This window comes from Terrimicrobium sacchariphilum, from assembly GCF_001613545.1.
GTDB lineage: Bacteria > Verrucomicrobiota > Verrucomicrobiia > Chthoniobacterales > Terrimicrobiaceae > Terrimicrobium > Terrimicrobium sacchariphilum.
Map to the genome: position 1 here is coordinate 2061191 of NZ_BDCO01000002.1, position 24167 is coordinate 2085357.

Annotated in this window: 21 protein-coding genes and 1 tRNA gene; 12 read left to right on the forward strand and 10 right to left on the reverse strand. The window is 61.3% G+C overall.

Annotated features, from left to right (window positions below):
• Positions 1-31: 31 nt before the first annotated feature.
• On the forward strand, positions 32-1414 hold the full coding sequence (locus tag TSACC_RS09720) for a DNA recombination protein RmuC (RefSeq protein WP_075079116.1): 1383 nt from the start codon (positions 32-34) through the stop codon (positions 1412-1414).
• A 442-nt stretch (positions 1415-1856) separates the two neighbouring features.
• On the opposite strand, the gene TSACC_RS09725 is transcribed toward TSACC_RS09720, so the two are convergent.
• Positions 1857-2630: a superoxide dismutase gene (locus TSACC_RS09725; protein WP_084400352.1), complete on the reverse strand. Its 774-nt coding sequence runs from the start codon at positions 2628-2630 to the stop codon at positions 1857-1859.
• Positions 2631-2858: 228 nt separating this feature from the next.
• On the opposite strand from TSACC_RS09725, the gene pstS reads away from it, so the two are divergent.
• The 9 genes from pstS (at position 2859) to TSACC_RS09770 (ending at position 10095) form a co-directional block, all read left to right on the forward strand.
• On the forward strand, positions 2859-3866 hold the full coding sequence (pstS, locus tag TSACC_RS09730) for a phosphate ABC transporter substrate-binding protein PstS (RefSeq protein ID WP_075079117.1): 1008 nt from the start codon (positions 2859-2861) through the stop codon (positions 3864-3866).
• Between the two features lie 29 nt (positions 3867-3895).
• Positions 3896-4864 (forward strand): phosphate ABC transporter permease subunit PstC, encoded by a 969-nt coding sequence (gene pstC, locus TSACC_RS09735; RefSeq protein ID WP_075079118.1) that lies wholly within the window; start codon positions 3896-3898, stop codon positions 4862-4864.
• Positions 4865-4866: 2 nt separating this feature from the next.
• Positions 4867-5763 carry a phosphate ABC transporter permease PstA gene (gene pstA, locus TSACC_RS09740; protein WP_075079119.1) on the forward strand — a complete coding sequence of 299 codons (897 nt, stop codon included), beginning with the start codon at positions 4867-4869 and terminating at the stop codon, positions 5761-5763.
• An 18-nt stretch (positions 5764-5781) separates the two neighbouring features.
• Positions 5782-6609, forward strand: a complete 828-nt coding sequence (gene pstB / locus TSACC_RS09745) for a phosphate ABC transporter ATP-binding protein PstB (protein ID WP_084400608.1) — start codon at positions 5782-5784, stop codon at positions 6607-6609.
• A gap of 53 nt (positions 6610-6662) precedes the next feature.
• Positions 6663-7343, forward strand: coding sequence for a phosphate signaling complex protein PhoU (gene phoU / locus TSACC_RS09750; RefSeq protein WP_075079120.1), 681 nt, complete (start codon positions 6663-6665; stop codon positions 7341-7343).
• A gap of 108 nt (positions 7344-7451) precedes the next feature.
• Positions 7452-7526: transfer RNA gene (locus TSACC_RS09755), tRNA-Met, on the forward strand.
• Positions 7527-7541: 15 nt separating this feature from the next.
• Positions 7542-7808: a 30S ribosomal protein S20 gene (gene rpsT, locus TSACC_RS09760; RefSeq protein WP_075079121.1), complete on the forward strand. Its 267-nt coding sequence runs from the start codon at positions 7542-7544 to the stop codon at positions 7806-7808.
• 26 nt (positions 7809-7834) lie between these two features.
• The gene (locus TSACC_RS09765; RefSeq protein ID WP_075079122.1) at positions 7835-9070 is read left to right on the forward strand and encodes a M20/M25/M40 family metallo-hydrolase; all 1236 of its coding nucleotides are present in this window, start codon (positions 7835-7837) and stop codon (positions 9068-9070) included.
• Entirely contained in the window at positions 9067-10095 is a 1029-nt protein-coding gene (locus tag TSACC_RS09770; RefSeq protein ID WP_075079123.1) for an enolase C-terminal domain-like protein, read from the forward strand. Before TSACC_RS09765 ends, TSACC_RS09770 begins: the two co-directional genes overlap by 4 nt.
• Here TSACC_RS09770 and TSACC_RS09775 read toward each other — a convergent pair.
• From TSACC_RS09775 to TSACC_RS09785, 3 genes are all read right to left on the reverse strand, one after another.
• A complete protein-coding gene (locus TSACC_RS09775; RefSeq protein ID WP_075079124.1) occupies positions 10070-11188 on the reverse strand; it encodes an N-acetylmuramoyl-L-alanine amidase in 1119 nt (372 codons plus the stop codon). The genes TSACC_RS09770 and TSACC_RS09775 overlap by 26 nt on opposite strands.
• A 47-nt stretch (positions 11189-11235) precedes the next feature.
• On the reverse strand, positions 11236-12657 hold the full coding sequence (locus TSACC_RS09780) for a carbohydrate porin (RefSeq protein ID WP_075079125.1): 1422 nt from the start codon (positions 12655-12657) through the stop codon (positions 11236-11238).
• A gap of 69 nt (positions 12658-12726) precedes the next feature.
• A complete protein-coding gene (locus TSACC_RS09785) occupies positions 12727-13872 on the reverse strand; it encodes a PQQ-dependent sugar dehydrogenase (RefSeq protein WP_075079126.1) in 1146 nt (381 codons plus the stop codon).
• A gap of 20 nt (positions 13873-13892) precedes the next feature.
• On the opposite strand from TSACC_RS09785, the gene TSACC_RS09790 reads away from it, so the two are divergent.
• Positions 13893-14279, forward strand: a complete 387-nt coding sequence (locus TSACC_RS09790) for a c-type cytochrome (protein WP_075079127.1) — start codon at positions 13893-13895, stop codon at positions 14277-14279.
• Between the two features lie 3 nt (positions 14280-14282).
• Here TSACC_RS09790 and TSACC_RS09795 read toward each other — a convergent pair whose 3' ends face one another.
• Together TSACC_RS09795 and leuS are read right to left on the reverse strand one after the other, a co-directional pair.
• Positions 14283-14930 (reverse strand): type II secretion system protein, encoded by a 648-nt coding sequence (locus TSACC_RS09795; RefSeq protein WP_169809599.1) that lies wholly within the window; start codon positions 14928-14930, stop codon positions 14283-14285.
• A gap of 41 nt (positions 14931-14971) precedes the next feature.
• Positions 14972-17530, reverse strand: coding sequence for a leucine--tRNA ligase (gene leuS, locus TSACC_RS09800; protein ID WP_075079129.1), 2559 nt, complete (start codon positions 17528-17530; stop codon positions 14972-14974).
• Positions 17531-17548: 18 nt separating this feature from the next.
• Between leuS and rdgB the strand changes: the two genes are divergently transcribed.
• On the forward strand, positions 17549-18172 hold the full coding sequence (gene rdgB, locus TSACC_RS09805) for an RdgB/HAM1 family non-canonical purine NTP pyrophosphatase (RefSeq protein WP_075079130.1): 624 nt from the start codon (positions 17549-17551) through the stop codon (positions 18170-18172).
• 131 nt (positions 18173-18303) lie between these two features.
• Here the strand turns inward: rdgB and TSACC_RS09810 are convergent, their stop codons facing one another.
• The 4 genes from TSACC_RS09810 to TSACC_RS09825 all read right to left on the reverse strand — a co-directional run bounded on the left by TSACC_RS09810 (position 18304) and on the right by TSACC_RS09825 (position 24156).
• Entirely contained in the window at positions 18304-18753 is a 450-nt protein-coding gene (locus tag TSACC_RS09810; protein ID WP_075079131.1) for a hypothetical protein, read from the reverse strand.
• Positions 18754-18835: 82 nt separating this feature from the next.
• Positions 18836-19723, reverse strand: coding sequence for an NAD(P)-dependent oxidoreductase (locus TSACC_RS09815; protein ID WP_075079132.1), 888 nt, complete (start codon positions 19721-19723; stop codon positions 18836-18838).
• Positions 19724-19727: 4 nt separating this feature from the next.
• Positions 19728-20540, reverse strand: coding sequence for an MBL fold metallo-hydrolase (locus TSACC_RS09820; RefSeq protein ID WP_075079133.1), 813 nt, complete (start codon positions 20538-20540; stop codon positions 19728-19730).
• A 4-nt stretch (positions 20541-20544) separates the two neighbouring features.
• Positions 20545-24156, reverse strand: coding sequence for an ATP-binding cassette domain-containing protein (locus tag TSACC_RS09825; RefSeq protein ID WP_075079134.1), 3612 nt, complete (start codon positions 24154-24156; stop codon positions 20545-20547).
• Positions 24157-24167 lie beyond the last annotated feature (11 nt).

The following is a 24167-nucleotide window of genomic DNA, read 5'->3' on the forward strand; positions in this document are numbered from 1 at the left end:
GATGTCCGACCCCATCTGACAGGTTCGCAAAATGACGCTTTTTCTGGTTGGTTTGGGTGCCCTCATCCTGGGTTTTGTGATGGGCAGCCTTGTTTATCTGCTCAAGTCGAGCCGCGAAACCACGGGGCTCCGCGCTCAGTTGGCGGCGGAACAAACAAAAACAACGGTTCTTTCCACTCAGATTTCGAATGCACGCGAGGCGGATGCTGCCCAGCGCACCCAAATCGAGGAACTCACCCGCCTGCTCGCCTCGGCCGAGGCGGAGGGGGCAAATCTGCGCCAGCGACTGGATGAGGATTCCGCCCGGCTGGCCAATCTCCAGAAGCAGTTCACCGCCGAGTTTGAAAATCTCGCCAACCGCGTGCTGGAGGAAAAAAGCACCCGGTTCCTCGCGCAGAACAAGGAAAGCCTCGCCGTCCTGCTCGATCCGCTCCGCCAGCGCATCGGGGAATTCCGCGAGCGCATTGAGTCGATCCACACCGAGGAGACCAAGGCGACAGCCGCCCTGCGCGAGCAACTCGTCCAGCTTAAGGATCTCAACCGCCAGATCACCGAGGAGGCGGGCGCGCTGACCCGTGCGCTCAAGGGCGAGTCGAAGACGCAGGGTTCCTGGGGTGAGCTCATCCTGGAGCGCATCCTGGAGAAGTCCGGTTTGCAGAAGGGTTCGGAATACGAGACGCAGGCCAGTTTCCGCGATGAAGCGGGCGGACGGCGCATGCCCGACGTGATCATTCACCTGCCTGAGGGCAAACATATCATCATCGACGCCAAGGTGTCGCTCACCGCTTATGAGCGCCTGGTCAACGCGACCACCGATGCCGCCCGGCAGGCCGCCATGAAGGAGCACGCTCTCTCCGTGCGACGTCACGTCGAGGAGCTGGCCCGCAAGGATTACCCGGGTCTCGCCGATCTCCAGTCGCCGGATTTTGTCCTCATGTTTGTCCCGGTCGAGACGGCGCTCAATCTCGCGCTCCAGGACGATCCGGAGCTGTACGGCAGCGCGTTTGAGAAAAACGTCGTGCTGGTTTCCTCCTCCACGCTGCTTATCACCCTGCGCGCCATCGAGAGCGTGTGGCGGCGGCACAAGCAGACGCTCAATGCGCTGGAGATCGCCCGCCGCGCCGGGGGCTTGCACGACCAGTTTGTCGCCTTTACCGAGTCCCTGCAGGAAATCGGCCAGCGTCTCGACCAGGCTCGGGGAGCTTATGATCAGGCCATGGGGCGGCTGAGCTCGGGACGAGGCAATCTCGTCCGCCGCGTGACCGAACTCCAGAAACTCGGAGCCCGTGCGGAAAAGCAGCTGACCGATTCTCTCGTGAAACAGTCAGAGGATGAGGAAGCCGAAACGCCGCCCCAAGCTCCGAAAAAGCCCGAAATTCCCGCCCCTGCGCAGGAACGTCTGCTCGGGATGTAGGAAATCCCCCGAAAAAATACCCCCTTGCGCTCCGGGGGAAGTGTGTCAGCGTGTTGATGTGAAAACAGCAAAACAACATAGTGCGGTCTTCACGGAGGTTACCAGGGGAATGATGGTGGCTGCGGTTGCAGTCACCGGCGTACTGGCCATTGCTTTGGCCGGCACGGCGTTTCTCAGGTAATATCCTGAGACCTGCCAGGGAATATTGAGGGAATCTGTCACCGCGTTTTAGCTTCAGCGCGAACCATCCGGGAGCGTCTCAAGCGAACAGGTAAGGGCAGGAACGGGTGCTTTGTCGCCTGACGATCCTGTCGGCTGATTCGCGCTGCTCGCCGAGAACCGGCGGCAGGTCCCTCGATAGACCTCTGTTTCACACATAAAGAAGGCGGCCGATCCGGTGAAAATTCCGGGAAATCGGCCGCCTCTTCTTTTTGCGCCGAGACTAGTCTTTCTTCAACGCCTTCTGGTAGAGGGAGTTGGCGAAATCCCAGTTAACCACATTCCACCACGCGGTGACATATTCCGGGCGGCGGTTCTGGTATTTCAGGTAATAGGCGTGTTCCCACACATCGAGTCCGAGAATGGGTTCCTCGTCCTCCATGATCGGGGAGTCCTGGTTCGCGGTGGATGTGATCTCGAGCTTCCCGTCATCGAGCACGAGCCAGGCCCAGCCGCTGCCGAAGCGCTTCATGGCCGCCTCGTCGAATTTCTTCTGAAACTCCGCGAAGGAGCCAAACTGCTTGTTGATCGCCTCGGCCAGTTCGCCCTTCGGTTCGCCGCCGCCCTTGGGGCTCATCATCTGCCAGAAAAGCGAGTGATTCACATGCCCGCCCACATTGTTGCGCAGGCCGGTGCGGATGCTTTCCGGGGCCTTGTCGAGATCCTTGAGGAGTTCCTCCGGGGTCAGCTTGGCGAGCTCCGGCTGATCGGCGAGGAGCTTGTTGGCGTTGTCCACGTACGCCTTGTGGTGCTTGTCGTGGTGAATTTTCATCGTCTCCGTGTCGATGGAGGGATTCAGCGCGTCGTAGGCGTAGGGCAGGGGAGGGAGGGTGTAGGGACCCGTCGGAGCCGGAGCGGAGGTTGGGGCGGCGGAAGTCTGAGCGAAAATGTTGCCGAGCGGAGCAGCCAGCCAGGTGGCAAGGAGGCTTCCAGCGGAGAGTTTGAAGAGAGAGCGCCGGTTTAGCGGAGTGGGGGTGGAGTCGATCGTCGGTTTCATGATGTTGATGATCAGGTGATTGTGGAGGTTCCTTTGGCTCCGGGGCGGAAGTTCTGGCTAAAGCCACGGAGTTTTGGTGACAATCTTGTTTCAATTTACGACGCGCAAAGGCTTTTTGGCCGTGCGATACAAAAAAATGCCGATCCAAATGTTACGGAATTGTAACAATCAACCCTTTGGCGCTACCCCATATTCCTCGGCACTGTCGGCTCGTAACCTGAATTACCTATGAAACTTCTCTCTCTTCTCAGCGTGGGTGCCGTCTCGACGAGCATTCTCGCCGGATCGGCGATGGCCCAGCAGCTCTCCGGCGCAGGCGCTAGCTTTCCTGCCCCCCTCTACCAGCGTTGGGCTGCCGAATACAACAAGGTCAACCCCTCCGTGCAGGTGAACTACCAGTCCGTCGGATCGGGCGCGGGAGTGAAGCAATTCACCCAGGGAACGGTCGATTTCGCCGCCAGTGACGCGGCCATGTCCGACGAGGAGATCGCCAAGGTGAAGAACGGCGTCGTGATGATCCCGGCCACCGCCGGCTCGATCGTGATCGCCTACAACCTCCCGGGCGTGACCGACCTCAAGCTCTCCCGCGACGCCTATGCCGGTATCTTCCTCGGCAAGGTGACGAACTGGAGCGATCCGATCATCGCCAAGGACAACCCGGGTGTCACTCTCCCGAACCTGCCGATCAACGTGGCTTACCGCTCGGACGGAAGCGGCACGACCTTCGTCTTCACCAAGCATCTCTCGGCCATCAGCAAGGATTTCGCTGATAGCGTGGGCAGCGACAAATCGGTCCAGTGGCCGGTGGGCGTGGGTGGCAAGGGCAATGACGGCGTGACCGCCCTCATCAAGCAGAGCCCCGGCGCAGTGGGTTACGTCGAGTACGGTTATGCCGTGAACAACGGCCTCGCGACTGCCCAGCTCCAGAACAAGGCTGGCAACTTCATCAAGGCCACCGACGAGAGCGGCGCGGCGACCCTCGCCAGCGTGCAGCTCCCGGAGAACCTCCGTATCTGGCCGGAAGACCCGGCTGGCGCTCAGGATTACCCGATTGCCACCTTTACCTGGCTGCTCCTTTACAAGCAGAACGCGGATGCCGCCAAGCTGAAGGCGCTCAAGGAATTCGTGACCTACGGTCTCACCGACGGCCAGAAGTTTGCTGGCGAACTCGGCTACATCCCGCTCCCCGCTCCGGTGGTGGCGAAGGCCAAGGCGGCTCTCGAATCCGTCAAATAACCAACCCTTAAACTCGATCGGGCATTCCCATGGCGGACCAGTCCACTGGTATTGAACAAGGCGGAATCAAGGCCTTCCGCAAGGGGCCCGATCTATTCCGAGTCCTGTGCTGGGTGGCGTCGGCAGCGACCGTCGCCACCCTCGCATGGATCATCGGGGAAATCACCCATCAGTCCTGGCCCGCGATCCGGGAGTTTGGGTTTGGCTTTCTTGTCGGGGAAAAATGGATCCCCAATCGCGATCTGTTTGGCGTGCTTCCGTTCCTCATCGGGACGGCTGTGAGCTCGCTCATCGCGCTACTTTTCGCCCTTCCGCTGGGGCTCGCGATCGCGATTTTTCTGAGCGAGGATTTTCTCCCTTTGCCCATCCGGCAGGCCATCCGTTTCACGGTGGAGATGCTGGCGGCGATTCCCAGCGTGGTCTACGGCCTCTGGGGTATCGCAGTGGTCATTCCCCTGGTGCAGAGTTTTGGAGGCTGGGCCGTCGTAGCTTTCAAGAACGTGCCGGTGTTGAATTCGCTCTTCGCTCCGCCAGCCTACGGAAACAGCATGCTGACGGCCAGTCTCGTGCTGTCGCTGATGATCCTTCCGACCATTACCGCCATTTCCCGTACTGCGCTTGTGGCCGTGCCGGGAACCTTGCGTGAAGGCGCTTATGCGTTGGGCGCCACCCGCTGGGAGGCAATCCTGGGGGTGATCGTTCCGACTGCGGCGCCCGGTATCGTCGCGGCGACGATCCTCGCCCTTGGTCGAGCCATGGGCGAAACCATGGCCATCGCAATGTTGATCGGCAACAGTTCCCGCCTCACGGGTTCGCTCCTCTCTCCGGCTGGAACTCTGGCCGGGCTGCTGGCCAACCAGTTTGGCGAAGCAGAAGGCATGCAGGTCAGCTCGCTGATGTACGCGGCGCTGCTCCTTGTGGCCATGACACTGCTCGTCAATATGGCGGGTGAGTTTGTCCTCCGTTATACCCAGAAACGTACCGCTGGAGTTCGATAATCATGACTTCCGCCACTGCTGCTCCCGAGCGACCTGCTCATAAGGATTTCTTTCACAAGGCACGCGAAGCCCGCTCGGGCTTCCGGTCGCTGGTGAACCGCGTGCTGAGCGTTGTCTGCGTCACGCTCGCCTTTCTCGCGCTGATCCCGCTGCTCTCGATCATCTTTCTCGTGTTGAAAAAGGGCCTGCCTCTCCTCAGCTGGAGTGTTTTCACCGAGCTTCCTCCCGCGGCTGGTCAGGTCGGCGGAGGTATCGGCAACGCCGTGGTCGGCACCCTGCTCATGGTGGGGGTGGCCCTGGTGATTGCCACGCCCTTTGGGATTCTTTCGGCAATTTATGTGAATGAGTATGCGCCATATTCGCGACTGGCCAATGCCGTGCGATTCGTGGCCAAGCTCCTGACGGGCATTCCGTCGATCATTTGCGGTGTGTTTGCCTATGCCGTGATCGTGCTGACGACGGGCGGGTTTTCCGCCTGGGCGGGCGGCTTCGCGCTGGCGATTCTCATCCTGCCGACCATCCTGCTCACAGCCGAGCAGGCTCTTATCGGTGTCTCCAAGGCGTATCGTGAGGCCTCCTACGGACTGGGCGCGACGAATTTCCAGACCATCTGGCGCATCGTGCTTCCCGACGCGCTGCCGGCCATGATGACCGGCATCATGCTCGCCGTGGCTCGCGCCGCGGGCGAAACCGCGCCTCTGCTTTTCACCGCTTTGTTTAGCCAGTACTGGATCCAAAGCCTCAAGGAACCCACGGCCTCACTATCGGTGCTCATTTATAACTTCTCGACAGCGCCCGTTCCGCATCAGATTCAGATGGCATGGACTGCGTCCCTGGTTCTGGTGATTCTGGTCACGATCGCGAATGTCAGCGCACAGATTGTGTTCCGCAAAAAATAACCCGATATGCCGCACACCATGGACCAACAACGCCCGGAAACCAGTGTCGTCTCTAGTGCAAACTTTGCTCCCGTGAATACACCCGCACCTCGCAGCGACTTCCTGAAGGTCGAGAACTTCAACTTCTACTACGGCAAGAAGCAGGCCCTTTACGGGATCAACATGGAGATCCCGGAGCGCCAGGTGACGGCCTTCATCGGACCCTCCGGCTGCGGCAAGTCGACGCTCCTGCGCAACTTCAATCGCATGAACGAACTGATCGACGGCGTTCATCACGAGGGCGAGATCTACCTCAATGGCCGCAGCATCTACGACAAGGCGATCGAGGTCATCGCCCTGCGCCGCAGTATCGGCATGGTCTTCCAGAAGTCGAATCCCTTCCCGAAGTCGATCTACGAAAATATCGTTTACTCACTGCGTATCGCTGGCGTGAAGGCTCGCAGCATACTCGATGAAACCGTGGAGCGCAGCCTGCGCGGCGCGGCTCTGTGGGAAGAGGTGAAAGATCGCCTGCATGACAGCGCTCTCGGCCTCTCCGGCGGCCAGATGCAGCGTCTCTGCATCGCCCGGGCTATCGCGAACCGTCCCGAGGTGCTCCTCATGGACGAGCCGTGCTCCGCGCTCGATCCGATCGCGACGGCCAAGGTGGAGGACCTGATTCACGAGCTGAAGAAGGAATTCACCATCGTTATCGTCACCCACAACATGCAGCAGGCCACCCGCTGCTCCGACAAGACGGCGTTCTTCTACCTCGGCAAGCTCATCGAGTTCGACGAGACGCAGAAAATCTTTACCAACCCCTCGGAGAAGCAGACCGAGGACTACATCACGGGCCGGTTCGGTTGATCGACACGCTGGACGCGCCAGAACTTCAGTAAACTCCATAGAAAGCTCCGACCATGGGCAGTGCACATATCCTTAGTACCTTTGAGTCCGCCTTGAGCGAATTTCGCGACAACGCGCTCATGATGGCCAGTCTCACGCAACGCAACTTCGAACATGCCCGCCAGGGGCTCTTTGAACGCGATGAAGACTGGAGCAACACCGTGATCGCGGACGACGAAGAGGTCGACACTCTTGAGATGCAGCTCGACCGTCAGGGTATCGATCTCATGGTGCGCTTCCATCCCGTGGCCTCCGATCTGCGCACGGTTGTCTCGACCATGAAATTCAGCGTGAATCTCGAGCGCATCGCCGATCAAAGCGTGAACATCGCCCGGCGCTCGCGCAAGCTCACCGGCCGGACGCCTGTGCCGGAGCTGGCCGATCTCGCAGAGCAGTATCGCTTTACCGGACTCATGCTCGACGATGCGATCCGAGCCTTTGCCGACAGCAATGTCGAACTCGCCCGCACCCTGCGCGAACGTGATCGTACGCTCGACATCATGAACCGGGATTTCGCGGAAAAGCTCACCTCCCTCATGCCGGAAAAGCCGGACAACATTCCGAGCTACATGGACCTGATTTTCACCGCCCGCTTCCTCGAGCGCATTGGTGATCAGGCCAAGAACATCGGCGACGACGTGATCTACGCAGTCTCGGCCGAGGAGAGTCGCCATCCCCGCCGCGGTGGGGAATAAGGCGGTCTTTTACGCACCCTTTGCCATCGGCCTGTCAGAAATTACGCCATTTCGTGTAATTTGAGGCTTGCCCTTCAGGGGCGTCTGGGTACTGTTATCGACCCCTTCGCCAGAGTAGCTCAGGGGTAGAGCAGGGGACTCATAAGCCCTTGGTCGGGGGTTCAAATCCCTCCTCTGGCACCAATTTTAAGAATAACCATGGCCAATACGAAATCCGCAGCAAAACGCTCCCGTCAAAGCACGATCCGTCACGGGCGCAACTCGAGCATTCTCAGCGCTCTCAAGAACGGACAGAAGAAGTTCCGCGCTGCCATCGCCGCCGGCAAGCTCGACGAAGCCAAGGCCGAGTACGTCAATGTGACCTCCGCTCTGGACAAAGCCGCCAAGCGTGGAGTGATCCATCAGAACAGCGCCGACCGCAAGAAGAGCGTCTTCAATCGCGCCCTTCAGCCGACCAAGGCCTAACGCAGTCGCTGCCGCGGGACGGCACAATGATTTCTCAGCCGCAGCAGACGCAAGACGCTGCTGCGGCGATTTCCCGCCGCCTTCCGGAGGCGCTCGCCTTTCTGCGCGATCTGGTATCGTCCAATAGCTGGACACTAAACCCTTCCGGAGTTCGAGCAAACGCCCGGCTGATTGCCGGGCATTTTGCTGCCCTGGGATTCTCCGCCGAGCATGTGCCCTCCGAGAATCCCGCTTTCGGCGACCATCTTTTCCTCCGCCGCACGGGTGCAGGCGAGCGCAGCCTGCTCCTAGTCTCCCATCTCGACACGGTCTTCCCTCCCGAGGAGGAAATGCGCAATGACTTCCACTGGCTGGAGGAGGGCGACCGCATCTACGGCCCGGGAGTGATCGATATCAAGGGGGGTACGGCCATGATCTGGCTGGTGCTGGTCTCTCTGCGAGATACCAATCCCGAGCTATTCGAAACGACCGACTGGCTTGTCGCGTTGAATGCCGCAGAGGAGGAGCTTTCCCCGGATTTCCCCCAAGCCTGTTATGAACGCCTGCCCGCGAACACGCGGGCGGCTTTGATTTTTGAAGCCTGCGCCGGACAGGGGGCAGGATACTCCCTGGTGAGGGCCCGCAAGGGATCGGCCAACCTGCGAATAACTGTCGAAGGGCGCGGTGCCCATGCCGGAAGCCGTCATCAGGAAGGAGCGAATGCCGTGGTGCAAGCGGCGGTTTTAATCCAACAGACGGCTGCGCTCACGGACTATGCCCGGAAATTGACGGTGAATGTCGGTTCTGTACGAGGCGGGGGGCCGATCAATCGGGTTCCGCACGAGTGTGAATTTGAGGTGAATATCCGCGCCTTCGATAACGAAACGCTGCAAAATGCTGTTGATCGCATATATGCGTACGAGCAGGAGAGTCCGGTTGTGCGAGCGGTGAGCGATGGCTATCCCTGCCGTGTAAGGGTGGCGACCTTGAGCCGGAATCCGGCATGGCCGGCTTCGGCTGGCACGGACGAATTGATCAGTATCTGGCAATCTGCTGCTGAAGCGGAAGGCGTTCGCCTCGATGCCGAGGAACGCGGTGGCTTGAGTGATGGGAACTATATCAGCCAGTTCCTTCCCACCCTGGATGGGCTGGGTCTTTTCGGTCGAAATGGCCATGCCTCGGAACGCAATGCCGATGGCACGAAGGTGCCCGAGTATGCGGAGAAATCCTCAATTGCCGAGATGGCGAGGGTGAACCTCCGGGCTATTCGATCACTGCTATGAACGTCCATGGTGAGATCTTCACCATTCGTCTGCCGCGCCCGTTTCGCATCGCCCATGGGGTGAGCCATACCCGGGAGACGGTACTGGTTCAGGTTTCTGATGGCGGATTCACCGGCTGGGGCGAGGGGGCGCTGCCTCCTTACTATCCTTCCCGCGCCGGGGCGTGCCTGGAATGGTTGCGCCATATTGAGGCAGAGGCTGATCCTTTGGCGGTTCTCCCGCCGGTTCCTGCGGATGCGGCAGCGGCGCGGGTGGCCTTGGAAATGGCGCGTTTTGATCTGGCGGCTCGGCGGGCCGGTTTGCCGCTTGGGCGGTTCCTCGGCTTGGAAGCTCGTGAGACCGTATCCGTCGCCCGTACGCTCTCGATCCCGCAAAATATCGCCGAGTTGGCGGAGATGCTGGCCGACGGACGCGCCCAAGGGAGCCGTCTCTTCAAGCTCAAGATGGGCGGAGCTGTCGGCTGGGATATCGACTGCGCGCGGCAGGCGGTGCGACTCGCTCCAGATTGCCGATTCATGGCCGATGTGAACGCCGGATGGCGCATCGGCGAGGCGATCGAGGCGCTTCCCCTTCTGGCAAAGCTCGGGTTTGTCCTCGTGGAGCAGCCGGTCGGTGTGGACTGGGAAAACTGGAGGGAGCTTCGCGAGTTTACTCGCAGCGCACCGTTGCTGATCGCGGACGAGTCGTTTCAGGACGCGGGAGATCTTCCGGCTGCCATGGAACTCGCCGATGGCGTGAATGTGAAAATCATCAAGGCTGGTGGCGTTGCGGCAGCGAAGGACCTGTTGACGGAAGCGCGGAGGCGAGGCTTGCAGACGATGATCGGCGTGATGGTCGAAACGGGCATTGCCCGCTCCGCTGCCGCGCAACTCGCCTCCCTGGCCGATTGGGTGGATATCGATCCGCCCGATACAATTCCCACCGAGCCTCTCTGCGGCTTTGCCATCGAGGGAGATCAGTTACGCTTGCATGAGGGAGCCGGACTGGCCCTCTCAGCGGTTACTGCGGGAGATCGCGCAGGTTGATCGAGTTCACCGGCGCCGGTGCGGGTGTGGCGACCGGGCGCGGAGGGGGAGTCGCTGCGCTGTTCACGCTGGCCGTGCCGTTGCGATACTCGGCCATGGTCGGGGGCGCCTGATCCGTTTCGACGAGTTTTCGGTAGGCCAGGATGCCTCGGGCGATGGCTTTGGCGTATTGATTACGCCAGGCCGTCGAGGCCACTCGCTTGGCATCCCCAGAGTTTGTGAGGAATCCTCCCTCGATCAGCACGGCTGGCATCTTGGTGAGGCGAAGGACGGCAAACCGGGCGCGTTTTACGCCACGATCGGCCATGTCGAGATTGGCTCCGCGGAGCGAGTGAAAGATCGTATGCGCGAGTGCAAAGCTCTGGACCTCGTTGGCATTGCCGTACTCCTGCACCATATCGCGCACGAGCAGAGTGTCGTATTCGGTCGACGGCGAACCGCGCGGGGTGATGGAATAAATCTCGAGCCCGCTGGCGTCGGGATTGGTGTCGGTCGCGTTGAAGTGGATGCTGACGAAGATGCAATTCTGCTTCGCATTGGCCATTGCGGCGCGGTCCTGAAGCTCCACGAAGCTGTCATTATTGCGGGTCATGAAGACGCGGAGTCCGGCCTGCTGAAGCTCGTTGCGGACGCGACGCGCCACGTCGAGGGCAAAGTTCTTCTCGAACTCGTACGGACTGGCGGCTCCCTTGTCCTGACCACCGTGGCCGGGATCGAGAACGACGAGCGAGAAGGGTTTTAACCCCTGGACGTTCTCGGGACGAAACGCGGGCTCGATCGTCTTGCCCAAGTCCATGCGCGAAACCCAGAACTTCCCGTTGCGGTCGAGCACCGGGAAGGAAAGCACGTAGCGTACACCGTTGATGTCGAGATCGCGGCTGTCGGCCCTGGCGGTGAGGCTGCGGCCGCCCCGCGAGAGATACATCTGGCGGTCGCTGGGAGCCACATCGAGGGGAAGATTGTAGAATTCGGCGATCTTGGCCACGGACACGTAGTCGCGTCCGTCAATACGCTGGATGTCCCAGTCGAAGGCGCGGGCCTCCGTGGCGAACATCCAGACGAGAAATACTGCGAGGAATCCAGAGAACCGCATCCGCGGTAAACTTCCACAGTTCACCGCGGGCGGGCAAGTCCGGGAAATCAGAACGTGACACCCATCTGGGCGCCGAGGACGAGGGCGTTGCCGATGTTCGGATTTCCGCCCGGGTTGATCACGTACTGCACGTCGGGCTGGATGAAGGCAAACTTGGTGAGCTGGATCTTGTAGCCGCCTTCCAGCACGAGCTCGTAGTTGGGCTTCGGATCACCCGGGTTGGCCCCCGGTTGCTGATCGCTGAAGTTGCCGTAGACGAAGCCGAAGGTCGTCCAGTCGGTGTCGCGGGTGGGGATGAGGCCCTGGTAGGCCAGGCCAAAGTTCGCCTCAAACGGGAGCTTGGCGATATTTTGCTGCGGGGAGAGGACGAAGGCGCTCCACAGGTAGAGGCCCTGGTCGCTGCCCGGGGCCTCCTGGAAGACCATCTGATCGGCGTGCCAGTAGAAACCATAGGCGTTTTGCGCCTTCTGGTCGGGCGTGCCGCCGATGACAGGGTAGGACCATGGCGACCAGTAGACGCCGAACCAGTAATGGCCCTTCAGGCCCTTCATCTCGACGGGTTCCTTGAAGGACTTGGTGGATTTGCCGTCGACGACGGACTTGCTGTCCACGACCTGCTTGCCGTCGCGCGTGGTGTTGGTGGGTACCTCACGCTTGAAGAACTCGGGCGACCAGCCGAACTGGCTGATGAGGAGGAATCCATCGTCGGGACGAATGCTGAAGTCCACGCCGTGGTAGTTCCGGTTGAAGACGCGGCTGGAGACCTGGTAGATGCCGAGCTGGCCAGTCCATTCCGGAGTCGGCTGCACCTTCAGGCGGGCGGCCCACACAGCCCAGGGATAGGCGGAGAACTGGCTGTTGACGGGCAGCGCCTGAGGGTTGCCGTCGATGCCGTTGTTCATGTAGAGCCAGTAGAGCGGGGAGGAGGCAAAGTCATCACCAGTGGCGAAGCGTCCAACCTTGATGGAGACCTTGTCTTCCATGAGCTTCTGCTCGAGGGCGAGTTCGTAAAGCATGACGGCGGAACCACCGTAGACCTGCTGGACGGTGAACTGGTTGCCGATGTAGTCCTGCGAGAGGTTGGAACCGTCACGATTCAGTCCGCTCACAGTGATGGATGCGCCCTTCCAGCCGGCGATCTTTTCCAGGTCAAGAGCCACACCCACGAGGATGTTGTCGCAATAGGTGAATCCCTGATCCCGGCCGCCGGTCACATTACCTGCGATGTTGTTCGTATAGGATCCGGAGAACTCGATCCCGTTATCATCCAGCCAGTTTCTGACACCCCACCAGTCGCCAAGAAGTGTCGGGCCGGCAAGCCACTCCGGCGAGCCGATGTAGTTGGAGGGGTAGGGATTGTAGTAATCCCAGAACCGCGAGCGGCTTCCGGATTCCGTTCCTGCGAAGGACGAGGTGGCGGTAAGGGCGAAAGCGGCAGCACCGATGCCAGCGAGCGAGAGAGTTCTCATAAACAGAGGGGGTGGAGAGTTGTTTAGTGAATCGCGGGAAAATTTGCAATCCCGGACACTGGGCTAAGCTTAGTTTGCCGGGAGGAGGCGGACGACCTTTCCGGGATTGTCGTAAACGACGTAGAGATAACCGTCGTCAAAAACGCGCAGATCGCGGATGCGGCCCGTGCCCTTGAGGATGTCCTCCTGCTCGATGACTTTCTGGCCGTCGAGTTTCACCCGCACGATTTTGGTGAGGGCGAGGGCTCCAGCGAAGATGTTGCCCTCCCATTGGGGAAACTTGTCGCCGTGGTAAACCGTGAGGCCGCACGCGCCGAGGGACGGAGTCCAGTACGTAATGGGCTGCTCCATTCCGTCCTGGCTGGTATGGTCGGTGATCGGGGTGCCGCTGTAATTGATGCCGTAGGTGATGGTCGGCCAGCCGTAGTTCAGGCCTTTGCGGATGATGTTGAGCTCATCACCGCCCTTGGGGCCGTGCTCGGTCTCCCAGAGAATGCCGGAGGGCAGGTCGTAGATGAGGCCCTGCGGGTTGCGGTTGCCATTGCACCAAATCGTCGGGCGAGCGCCCGGGGTGTTGGCGTACGGGTTGTCGGCCGGGATGCTGCCGTCATCCATCACCCGGTGGATCTTGCCCTTCACGTTGTCGACGCGCTGGGCGTTGTTCGTCGGATTGGTGACATCGCCGCGGTCGCCAATGGAGAAAAAGAGATGGCCTTCCTTGTCAAACGTGAGCTTGCAGCCGAAATGGACGCCTGCCCCAGTGGCTTCGTCGGCGGGCGGATCGAAGATCGTCTCCTGGTCGACGAGCCTGTTGTCTTTCAGCCTGGCGCGAATGACCGAGGTGAGCGCGCCTTTGGGCAGAGGCTTGGAGAAGGAGAGATAGATCCAGCCGTTCTTTGCGTAGTCGGGATGCAGGACGACATCGAGCAGGCCGCCCTGGCCCTTGGCCCAGACCTCGGGCACGCCCTCGACAGGATCGGGCAGGAGCTTGCCATTTTCCACGATGCGCAGGCGGCCGGGGCGCTCGGTGATGAGGAAGCGGCCATCGGGGAGCTTGGCGATGGCCCAGGGGTTGGTCATGCCATCGGCGATGGTCTCGACCCGGAACTTTGCCGCGGCGGTTTCCACCACGTCTCCCTGCTGGGCTGAGGCGAGGCCGCACCCAAGAAGGAGGAAAATCGCCGCGTGACGCAAGGGGAGTTGCCAAGGCTGCATGGTGCTGGCTTCTTTCTCACATGCGGCTCCACATTGCACTGCTTTCCTGCATTTTCCCCATGGTCGTCGTCGCGGATGAGCTGGAAACCCAATTGGTTGCCGGGGCGGGAGTCTATGAGATGAATTGTGCGCAGTGCCACGTCGCCGGCAAGGGCGGTCCGACCGCCCCGGCCCTCATCGGGACGGCTATCGTCAAGGGGCCGGCGAAGGCGATCATCGAGGTGGTCCTGAAAGGCCAGACCGGCAAGGTGGTGGTGGACGGCAAGCCTTTCAACGGGCAGATGCCAGCCTTTGATTACCTGACGGATGAGGAAATAGCCTCCGTCGTGGCCTATATCCGCAAGCAGTTTGGCGAGGTGGGAGAGGTCGTGCCGGTGCAGACCGTGACCGACGCGCGGCCCAAATAGAGGCTATTCCGCCTTTTCCCAGTTTACGCTGCCGTCGAATCGCGCGGCCGCCCGCATCGAGCCATGGACAGGAGCCGACGGGGTATTGGCCCGCCAGGCGGCTCCGGCTACTTCGGGGACGTGCTGATCGGCTTCCTTCATAATCCAGCGTTCGTCCTCGGGAAGCGAGGCGACGGTGACGAGTTTCAGCGAGGGCTGGGCGGGATCGGTGGGGAGATTGCCGAAGGGGTTGACCGTCGTTCCGTTGACCTCCACGGCGGTGTTCATCACGTAGATGCGGGCGTCGCCGAGGTTTGTGCCTTTCATTGCGCGGCGGTAGGACTTGGGAATGAGCGACTCGACTACGTAGGCGGTCGGGCGCTTTTCAAAGGAAAGATACTCGCCGACCTCCCGCACGAGACGACCCTCGCGGGCGGGATCGTAGAGCATGACCTGGCCGGGCCAGAGAGGGCCGGGCAGGGTGCCATCGTGCTCGCCCGCATAGGAAATAACGGCCTGCGCCATGGTGCGAAGCTGCGCGGTGGAGTCGGCCTGCTCGGCGGAGCGCTGGCTGCGGAACAGCGCCGCCAGCCCGAGAACGGCCAATACCGCGATGATGCTGATCGTGACCAGCAGCTCGATAAGTGTGAATCCCCGCCGCGTGGTTTTCATTTGGACTGAAAACATACGGCGGCGGGTTGCGAAAGGGCTGCCTATTTGGCGACGATGTTGATCAGCTTGTTCGGGACGATGATGATTTTCACCACGGTCTTCCCGGTAAGGCTTTCCTTAACCTTCTCCAGGGCGAGCGCCGCAGCTTCGATCTCGGCCTGCGGGGCGTCCTTGGGCACGACGAGGCGGTCGCGGAGCTTGCCATTCACCTGCACAACGTACTCGGCTTCGCTGACAGCGAGGTATTCCTCGTTCCACACCGGCCAGGCCTGCGAGGAGGCACGGCCATGGAATCCGGAGAATTTTGCCGCGAGGAGCGCCCAGAGTTCGTCGGCGATGTGCGGGGCGAAGGGCGAGAGCAGCACGAGGAGCGTACGCAGCACCGCAACGGGGCGCGGCGAGGCGTTTACGAATTCATTCGTGCAGACCATCATCTGCGAGATCGCGGTGTTGAAGGCAAAGCCGTCGATGTCCTCGGTGACCTTCTTGATTGTGGCATGCACGACGCGAAGCTGGGCCGGGGTGAGGTCGGCCTCCACGAGGGCGGGCGAGATCGCCCAGTCGCCCTCCTGGGTTTCCTCCATGGCGAGACGCCAGACGCGGCCGAGGAAGCGGTAGACGCCTTCGACGCCCTTCATGCTCCACGGTTTGGACTGCTCCAGCGGTCCCATGAACATCTCGTAGAGGCGGAGCGAATCCGCGCCGTACTCGGAGATGACGCTGTCGGGGTTGACCACGTTGCCGCGGCTCTTGGACATCTTCTGCTCGTCCGGGCCGAGGATCATGCCCTGGTTGACCAGCCGCTGGAAGGGTTCGCGGGTCGATATGTAGCCGAGGTCGAAGAGCACCTTGTGCCAGAAGCGGGCGTAAAGCAGGTGCAGCACGGCGTGCTCGGTGCCGCCGACATAGAGGTCGACGCCGCCGGGCTTCCCCGCATCCATCCAGTAGTTCTCCGCATCGGTACCGACGAAGCGCTCGGGGTTGAGCGGATCGCAGAAGCGCAGGTAATACCAGCAAGAGCCAGCCCATTGCGGCATGGTGTTGGTTTCGCGGCGGGCCTTCTCGGAATACTGCACCCAATCGGTGGCCTTGGAGAGCGGTGGCTCGGGCGAGCCGGTCGGCTTGAAGTCCTCCATCTCGGGCTGCGCGAGCGGGAGCTCGGCCTCGGGCAGGGCTCGGTGACGCCCATCCTCCCACAGGATCGGGAAGGGCTCGCCCCAGTAGCGCTGGCGTGAGAAGAGCCAGTCGCGAAGCTTGTAGTTGATTGTGCCGTGGCCGATGCCTTTCTCCTCCAGCCACGCGGTGATGCGGGCCTTTGCTTCCTTCGTGGGCAGGCCCTCGATGGGGGCGGAGTTGATGGCGATGCCTTCGCCGACAAAGACGGCGCTGGTGTCGGGCTGCGAGCCGTCCGCCGGGGCGACGACTGGAATGATGGGGAGCTGGAACTTGGTGGCAAACTCCCAGTCGCGCTCGTCGTGCGCGGGGACAGCCATAATCGCGCCGGTGCCATAACCAGTCAGTACGTAGTCGGCGGTCCAGATCGGAATGCGGGCGCCGTTGACCGGATTGATCGCATAGGCCCCGGTGAACACACCGGTCTTTTCCTTGGCCAGCTCGGTGCGCTCGAGGTCGGACTTTGAGGCGACCTGGCGCTTGTAGGCTTCCACGGCGTCGCGCTGCTCGGCGGTCGTGATCTGGTCGACCAGCGTGTGCTCGGGAGCGAGCACGAGGTAGCTCGCGCCGAAGAGCGTATCCGGGCGGGTGGTGAAAACTTCGATGGTCTCGCTGGCTCCCTCAAGGCCGAACGTGACCGACGCTCCCTCGGAGCGGCCAATCCAGTTTTTCTGGAGCAGCTTGATGCCTTCGGGCCAGTCGAGGCCGTCGAGTTCATTGATCAGGCGTTCTGCGAAAGCCGTGATGCGCAGCACCCACTGGCGGAGCGGACGACGCTCTACGGGATGGCCGCCGACCTCGCTCTTGCCGTCGATGACCTCTTCATTGGCCAGCACGGTGCCGAGAGCGGGGCACCAGTTCACCGGCTGTTCGCTCACGTAGGCGAGACGCACGGAATCTGCGTCCTCACCCTTGTAGGTCTCGATCGGTTCGGCTTTCTGCGTCTCGGGGTTGAACCACGAGTTGTAGAGCTTGAGGAAGATCCACTGCGTCCAGCGGAAGTACTTCGGATCAGTCGTGCTGATCTCGCGCTCCCAGTCGTAGCTGAAGCCGATGGACTGGAGCTGGGCGCGGAAGCGGTCGACGTTGCGCTCGGTCGTTACGCGCGGGTGCTGGCCCGTCTTGATGGCAAACTGCTCGGCGGGGAGGCCGAAGGCGTCCCAGCCCATGGGGTGGAGGACGTTGAAGCCGCGGAGGCGCTTGAACCGCGCGATGATGTCGGTGGCGGTGTAGCCCTCGACGTGGCCGACGTGCAGGCCCTCGCCGCTCGGGTACGGGAACATATCGAGCACGTAGTACTTGGGCTTGTTGGCGTCGAAGCCGGGCTCGCCGGGATTGGCCGCGCGGAACGCGCCCTCGTCCAGCCAGCGCTGCTGCCACTTCGGTTCGAATTCGGAAAAGGGAAATTGCTTGCGTTGAACAGCCATCGTGAAAGGGGTGGGACTATGGCAGAGACTTCCCTTTCTGAAAACCTCGCAAATTCAGGCCCCTACCGCCTGCTCGTTTCCACCCGCAACGCTCACAAGGTCGGCGAGATCCGGCAGATCCTCGGTAGTTCGTTCGAGGTCATGGACTTGTCCGCGGCTCCGCAGGTGCCGGAGGTGGAGGAAACCGAGACCACCTTTGAGGGAAATGCCATGTTGAAAGCCGTGGCCGCCTCGCTCGTCTTCGACGGCTGGGTGATCGCCGACGACTCCGGCCTGGAGGTCGACGCCCTCAATGGCGCGCCGGGTGTCTACTCCGCCCGCTACGCCGGGGAAAACGCCGGAGACAAGGACAACAACCGGCTCCTTTTGGAGAACCTCGACGGCGTCCTCGACCGGCGGGCGCGGTTCCATTGCGTGATCGTTCTGGCCCGAGGCGGGCGCAAACTGGCGGCTTTCGACGGAACGGTCGAGGGGCGAATCATCGATGCCGAGGACGGCGCGGGCGGCTTCGGGTACGATCCGCTCTTCATTCCGGAAGGTTACAACCAGACCTTCGGCGTCCTTCCCGCCGAGGTGAAAAACGCCCTGAGCCATCGTGCCAAGGCTCTCGAAAAACTGTGCCAGTGGCGCGGGTGGTATTGATTTGCGTAGGGTTGGCGTCCCACCGACCTGTTCGCTAGGCACACTAGAAGCAGTGAGGGAGCAAGGTGGTCATGGCTCGTCGTACTCGCGGGCCGGCAAGATGCCGGCCCTACGATCCTTGCGATGGCTGGTCAACGGGTGGTGCTGGCTTCCGTCTTCGTCCCGATCAGGAGCAGCTTTCCGTATTCCTCGCAGAGGAAAAAGCCGGTGATGACGGTTCCGCTGGATCGAATTTCCAGATACGTCGCAGGCGTTGACGTGGTCGTAAAGCGGACGCCGTCGACCTCTTTGCTTACCGGTGTGCCACCTTGCGGAACATCGAGCCATTGGTAATGCAGGTCGTTCTTGAACGGCTGCAACTTTTCCAGCAATCGGCGGAAAGTGCCATTTTGCGTGTTGCGGATATTCTCCTGCGACATGCCCTGTGAATACAGGAGCGAGGTCAGCACGGCCGGGTTGTTCGCTGCAATGGCCATGCGGAAGCCAGACAGAAACGCTTCCTTCTCCCGGTCGCTCGGTGCGGCGTGAAGGCAGAACGTTCCGAGGAAGACTGCAGCCAGTAACGCGAGGTTCAGACGCATGGGGTGTTTGGCTTACAAAGCTAAACACCGCTTTGTTCGGTGTCGAAGCTGAAGCTTTCCAGAAGGGCGAGGCTGCGCCTGCTCAGGTGCTCCGCCCGCGGAAGGTAAGTTCGGCGACGCCGGATTTGTCGAGTTCGCCGAGATCAAGGGCGACCATGCGGTCGTATTGGGCCTTGGTGGCTTCGGCGAGCGGGAGGGTGAGGCCGAGATCACCGGCCAGTTCGAGGGCGATGCCCGAGTCCTTGGCAGCGTGGGCGGCGGAGAAGTAACAGGAGTGCTCGCGGTTTTGCATGTCCTCGCCGTCTGTTTCCAGCACCCGGGAGTTTGCGCCGGTTTGCGAGAAGACTTCGCGGAGCATGGTGAGATCGAGACCGAGCGCCTCGCCCAGGCCGAGGCCTTCGGCGAGGCCGGCGGTGTTGATGTTCATCACCATGTTGACGAGGGCTTTTACCTTGGCGGCTTCCCCGGCTTTGCCGACATAGCGGAGTGAGGAACTGAGCTTTTGCAGGATCGGCTCGACGGCTAGGAAGACATCCTTTTGGCCGCCAACCATGAGGTAGAGTGTTCCCTGTCGAGCTTGAGTGATGCTGGAGGCCATGCAGGCTTCCAGGGCATAAGCTCCGGCGGCGGAGGCGGCCTTTTCGACGTCCTGATGCACTGCCGGGGTCACGGTGGCGCAATTAATAAAGGTTTTGCCTCCAGCATGCCGGAGAAGATGGTCGCTTTCGCCGCTCAAGCCGAAGATCGAGCGCATGGCGCCGTCATCGGTGACGACGGTGATGATGATGTCGCCTAGTCGGGTGGCTTCCGCTAGTGAGCCGGTTGCGGTCGCGCCGATTTCACTGGCCAGCTCTCGGGCCGCCTCTGGGCGGACGTCGTAGATGCCGCCGATGGGATAGCCGAGTTCATTGAGACGATGAGCCATGTTGCGGCCCATGCGGCCGACGCCGACAAAGGAAATGGTCTGCATTCGCTTAGGGAAAGAATGGGTTGTTTTGCTTTTGCTCGCCCACGGTGGTGAGCGGACCGTGCCCGGGACAGATGATGGTTTCGTCAGGGAGAGACAGAATCTCTTCCTGGTTCGTACGGAGGGCGTCAGAGTACGAAACTCCACCTCCGCCCATGGACCCGGCAAAGATGGCGTCGCCGACGACGGCGAGGGAACGTTCGAGGCCCGTGACCACGTAGGTGATGCCTCCGGGCGAATGTCCCCAGGTGAGTCGGGATTCCACCCGAAGGTTGCCGACCTCGAAGACTCGGCCAGGCGCGAAGGTGGAGGCACCCTTCACGGGTTCCTTTTCGCCGATCCAGGCGGGGGCTCCGGTTTTTTCCACGAGACGGTCGAGTTCGTAAATATGATCACCGTGCGAGTGGGTAAGCAGGATGAGTTCGAGCGTGAGGTTCTCCTCCGTGAGGGTGGCGAGCATGTCGTCGATGTCGGTACCGGTGTCGAAGGCGACCGCTTTGCCCGACGCCTTATCCCACACCAGGTAGGAGTTCACCATCATATCGTGAAACGGCGTATTGTATCCGGCAAGGCCGGGCAGCGAGATCGGCGCGGGTACATAATCCCCCCGGCCGAGAGCGGCGGTGCGATTGGCGCAGAGGCCCAGTTCCGGCGAGAGCGCACGGACGATCTCCTCGTCAAAATGACCATCGAATACGGCGGCGGCGCGATCTTCGGGAATCCCGGCGCGCTGAGCGACAGAGAACAGGTCGAATCCAAGACCGCGACGAGCCTTGGAGAGGACATCGGCAAAATTGTCTTCGAGCGGGATGGTTTTCATGGATCTAGACCGTACGGGTGCGGATTTGGTGGTTGAGGATGAGGAAAAGCGCGAAGAACAGAACCAGCGTGGACAGGGTGAGCACCCCGATGTTGAACCAGATCATGTTGACCTTGATGCCGAGATACTCTTTCACCGGCCCGAAGAAGACGTTGAGGTGGCGGCGGCCCGGCATATCGTTGCGATAGTCGGTCTGCTCCATCTCGGCTTTGGAAATGAGATCGGTCACCTTCTGGTTGATATAGATCTGTTCGGCTGTGACGCCCTTTTCGCGCCCGCGGAATTTTGCCCGGTCGAGCGGGCCGCCGCGAATGACATTGTCGACTTCGCGGAGTTTGCGATCGATATCCTTCGCATTCTTTCCCTGGAGGCCGGAGACGATGGCGAGCAGGTCCTTCAAGTCCTCGAGTCGATCCTCCTGAGGTTCTGTCAGGTTCTTGTTGGCGGCGAGTTCGGTGATCTGTTTCTGAATGATCTCCTGGCGGCTGGTGAGAGGATTGAGCTTGGCCTGAGCGAAGACAAGGGCCTCGTAGGACCAGCGCATCGGCATGAATTCGCAGATAAGCGGCACCTGGAGATCGCTACGGGTGGAGCTCATCGCGTCCGGGTGACGGTTGGCCCACTGTTCGATCGTATAGACGAAGTCGAGGTTGCGGTTCATCTCCTCGTACTTGATGAGTGCGCCCGCAAGGATGATCTGCGGGATGAGCACGGCGGGGATCACGAGCACGGCGGTCTTGCTTTCATTCACCAGCGAGGAGATGACGAGGCCGATGGCCACGCCGCTCACGGTGGTGAGAAACATCGCAACGAAGACGATCCAGTACACGCCTCGCACAGAGAGCAGCGCGTCGCCGATCCACGTGTAGAGGGCGCACTGGACGAGGGCAAACACGGACAGCGTGAGCGCCTTGCCCGCCACGTAATAGCCGATCCGCACGTTCAGGTTTCGTTCTCGCAGAAGCACGGGCCGGTCTCTGAGGATGTCGTCGACGCTATTGGTCAGGCCCAGGAACATTGCCACCACCAGCGAGAGAAAGAGGTAGGTCGGGATGTGGTAGGCCGAGGAAAAATCGTACGGTCCGCTCTCGTTGTAGCGAAGCACGAAGCCGATGAGCAGCGCCAGCGCCGGGGCGACGAGGATCGTCATGAGCAGGTTGGCGGGCATGCGCATCTTGCTCAGGAAGGCGCGTTTCAGAAGGACGACGAACTGCCGCCATTCCTCGCGCCAGCGAATTGGCTCGCGACGGCGGGCGCTGGTCGATGGGAGTTGCGGTGAAGCGTCCTTGGGCGGAGTCGTCTGCTGGACGTCCTTCATGAGGCGATATGCCTCGTACTTGTCGCGCCAGTAGTCCGGGGAATAACGGCGGGCCGGCACAAGCTGGCCGCGGTTGTTTTCCTCGAAAATAATGTCGCCCGAGAGATCTCGCAGCGGAGTCTCCAGAACGTCGAAGATGAACTCCGGCCGCGTCGTGCCGCAGGCCTCGCAGGTACCCATCTCGGTGCCGAAGTGCTGCTGGTGCTCCGCCTCGGCGAAGTACTTCAGCATTTCCTGTGGCGTTCCAAAAAAGACCAGCTTGCCGCCGCGGTCGAGGAGCACGGCCTTGTTGAACATCTGGAAGATTTTCGATGTCGGCTGGTGGATCGTCACGAGGACGATCTTGTTGTGCGACATGCCGCGAATGATCTCGATGACGTGTTCGGAGTCCTTCGACGACAGGCCGCTGGTGGGCTCGTCGAAGAGGTACACGTCGGCCGAGCCGATCATGTCGAGGCCGATATTGAGGCGCTTGCGCTCGCCGCCGGAGAGGGTCTTCTTGTGGGCGGCGCCGACGACGTAGTTGCGACGTTCGTTGAGGCCGAGCTCCGCCAGCTTGCTGTCGATGCGGCGGAGGCGCTCACGGCGGGAGAGGTGGGGCGCGCGAAGGGCGGCGGCGAAATTCAGGTTTTCCTCGATGGTGAGGTGCTCGTCAAAGGCGTCGTGCTGCGGGATGTAGGTGACGTACTTGCGGAGCTGGTCGTTGTTGGAGTACAGCGAACGTCCGTTGAAAAGCACGTCTCCCTGGGCTGGGGCAAAGGTGCCGGAAAGCGAGCGCATGAGCGTGCTCTTGCCCGCGCCGCTCGCGCCCATCACGCAGACCATCTCGCCGCGCTGGACGGAGAAGGAAATACCATCGAGCGCGACCTGGCTGTTGCGGAAGCGGCAGACGAGGTCGCGCACCTCGAGATTGCGAACGATGTTGCGCTCCTCCTCGATGAGGCGCTCGGTGAAGTTGCAGCGCAGCACCTGGCCCGCGTCGATGCGGATGGTGTCGCCATCGGCCAGCGTGGCGTAGTTGCGCACCGGCACGCCGCGCACGACGATGGGACGGTCGGCCTGGAGCACCTCCACGCGGCCTTCCTTGCGGTCGTAGTCACAGTAGATTTTCAGCAGCACGTCGCCGCCTGTGCCGGCAGAGAGGAGGATGTCGTCCTCGTGAAGCAGCCCGGGGTTGTTTGAGACGAGGTACTCGCTCTTGGAGGCCTTGAGCTGGAAGCGTCCGCCGTATTGACGCGCCCTGCGGCGAAGGTCGCCGAGGTCGAGTTCGCTGTCATTGTGGAAGATGATGTTGTCCTCCAGGGTGGCGTCGACGGTGCGGCCCTGGGTGAGGCGGACGTCGCGGAGCACGGCATCAACGTCCTTGAGCGCGGTGACCTTCACGCCGAGGCCGAATGTGACCTGGAGACAGGAGTCGCGGGATTGGTTTTTCTCCAGTCGCACCTCGTCGTCCTCGTTCACTGCGACGAAGATCTGTGGCGTGGCGACGTTTTTCTTGGCGTTGAAATAAAAGACGAGGTCCTGGTGGGTAATGACCTGGTCGTCGATGAGGATGCGCTGCCCGGTGAAGATACGGCAAAGGTCGCCGTTCTTGAGCACGCGGCCCTGCACGATGAGGTTACGGCCGCTGAGGTTCTTCAGGATGACGAGCTCCTTGTAGCGGTAGGCGAGGATGCGTTCGTGGTCCTGGAATCCGCGCAAGGCCACATCACAACTGCCCTGCGGACCAAAGCTCACCGCCTCGAGAGGCGAGGCGCCCTGGTGGTAAATCCCGGCGTCGCCCTGCTCGTTGGCATTGAGCTGGTAAACGATGTCGATGGCCTGGGCCGCCATGCCGAGCTGCGACATGAAGGAGTAGTAGGCGATGACCTGCTCCTGTTTGAGGCCCGCCTTGGAGATCAGGTCGTAAAGCTGGACGCCGAGGAGGATCTTGCGCTCGTCGTCGAGCTCCGCGCTCAGTTTCTGCGCGATGGCATTGAGATCCTGCTGCTCGTGCAGCGCATCGCGGAAGAGCTTGCGCAGTTCCGAGTAGACGGCATCCGGGTAATCGTAGCGCAGGAAGCCGAGGCTGGAGTCGATTTCCTCTTCCAGGATCTCGCCATCGACGCGGGCAAAGGCGGCAAAGACCTTGATGAGGGTCGGCAGAAGGTTGGGGCTTTCCGCAACGGTGCGCGGTTTTCCGGAGAGGCGACGAAACATGCGGCGACTGGCGGCATGTGCCTGGGACGCAAGGAGAAAGATGCCCTCCAACTTGCTGCGGGAGCGGTTGGATTGGGGTTCTTGGGCCGATGCGTCCATCGCAAGAGATT

Excerpts from the sequence above, each read along its gene's own strand:
- TSACC_RS09720 (WP_075079116.1), top strand. The coding sequence starts at position 32 with ATGACGCTTTTTCTGGTTGGTTTGGGTGCCCTCATCCTGGGTTTTGTG.
- TSACC_RS09725 (WP_084400352.1), bottom strand. The coding sequence starts at position 2,630 with ATGAAACCGACGATCGACTCCACCCCCACTCCGCTAAACCGGCGCTCT.
- pstS (WP_075079117.1), top strand. The coding sequence starts at position 2,859 with ATGAAACTTCTCTCTCTTCTCAGCGTGGGTGCCGTCTCGACGAGCATT.
- pstC (WP_075079118.1), top strand. The coding sequence starts at position 3,896 with ATGGCGGACCAGTCCACTGGTATTGAACAAGGCGGAATCAAGGCCTTC.
- pstA (WP_075079119.1), top strand. The coding sequence starts at position 4,867 with ATGACTTCCGCCACTGCTGCTCCCGAGCGACCTGCTCATAAGGATTTC.
- pstB (WP_084400608.1), top strand. The coding sequence starts at position 5,782 with ATGGACCAACAACGCCCGGAAACCAGTGTCGTCTCTAGTGCAAACTTT.
- phoU (WP_075079120.1), top strand. The coding sequence starts at position 6,663 with ATGGGCAGTGCACATATCCTTAGTACCTTTGAGTCCGCCTTGAGCGAA.
- rpsT (WP_075079121.1), top strand. The coding sequence starts at position 7,542 with ATGGCCAATACGAAATCCGCAGCAAAACGCTCCCGTCAAAGCACGATC.
- TSACC_RS09765 (WP_075079122.1), top strand. The coding sequence starts at position 7,835 with ATGATTTCTCAGCCGCAGCAGACGCAAGACGCTGCTGCGGCGATTTCC.
- TSACC_RS09770 (WP_075079123.1), top strand. The coding sequence starts at position 9,067 with ATGAACGTCCATGGTGAGATCTTCACCATTCGTCTGCCGCGCCCGTTT.
- TSACC_RS09775 (WP_075079124.1), bottom strand. The coding sequence starts at position 11,188 with ATGCGGTTCTCTGGATTCCTCGCAGTATTTCTCGTCTGGATGTTCGCC.
- TSACC_RS09780 (WP_075079125.1), bottom strand. The coding sequence starts at position 12,657 with ATGAGAACTCTCTCGCTCGCTGGCATCGGTGCTGCCGCTTTCGCCCTT.
- TSACC_RS09785 (WP_075079126.1), bottom strand. The coding sequence starts at position 13,872 with ATGCAGCCTTGGCAACTCCCCTTGCGTCACGCGGCGATTTTCCTCCTT.
- TSACC_RS09790 (WP_075079127.1), top strand. The coding sequence starts at position 13,893 with ATGCGGCTCCACATTGCACTGCTTTCCTGCATTTTCCCCATGGTCGTC.
- TSACC_RS09795 (WP_169809599.1), bottom strand. The coding sequence starts at position 14,930 with ATGAAAACCACGCGGCGGGGATTCACACTTATCGAGCTGCTGGTCACG.
- leuS (WP_075079129.1), bottom strand. The coding sequence starts at position 17,530 with ATGGCTGTTCAACGCAAGCAATTTCCCTTTTCCGAATTCGAACCGAAG.
- rdgB (WP_075079130.1), top strand. The coding sequence starts at position 17,549 with ATGGCAGAGACTTCCCTTTCTGAAAACCTCGCAAATTCAGGCCCCTAC.
- TSACC_RS09810 (WP_075079131.1), bottom strand. The coding sequence starts at position 18,753 with ATGCGTCTGAACCTCGCGTTACTGGCTGCAGTCTTCCTCGGAACGTTC.
- TSACC_RS09815 (WP_075079132.1), bottom strand. The coding sequence starts at position 19,723 with ATGCAGACCATTTCCTTTGTCGGCGTCGGCCGCATGGGCCGCAACATG.
- TSACC_RS09820 (WP_075079133.1), bottom strand. The coding sequence starts at position 20,540 with ATGAAAACCATCCCGCTCGAAGACAATTTTGCCGATGTCCTCTCCAAG.
- TSACC_RS09825 (WP_075079134.1), bottom strand. The coding sequence starts at position 24,156 with ATGGACGCATCGGCCCAAGAACCCCAATCCAACCGCTCCCGCAGCAAG.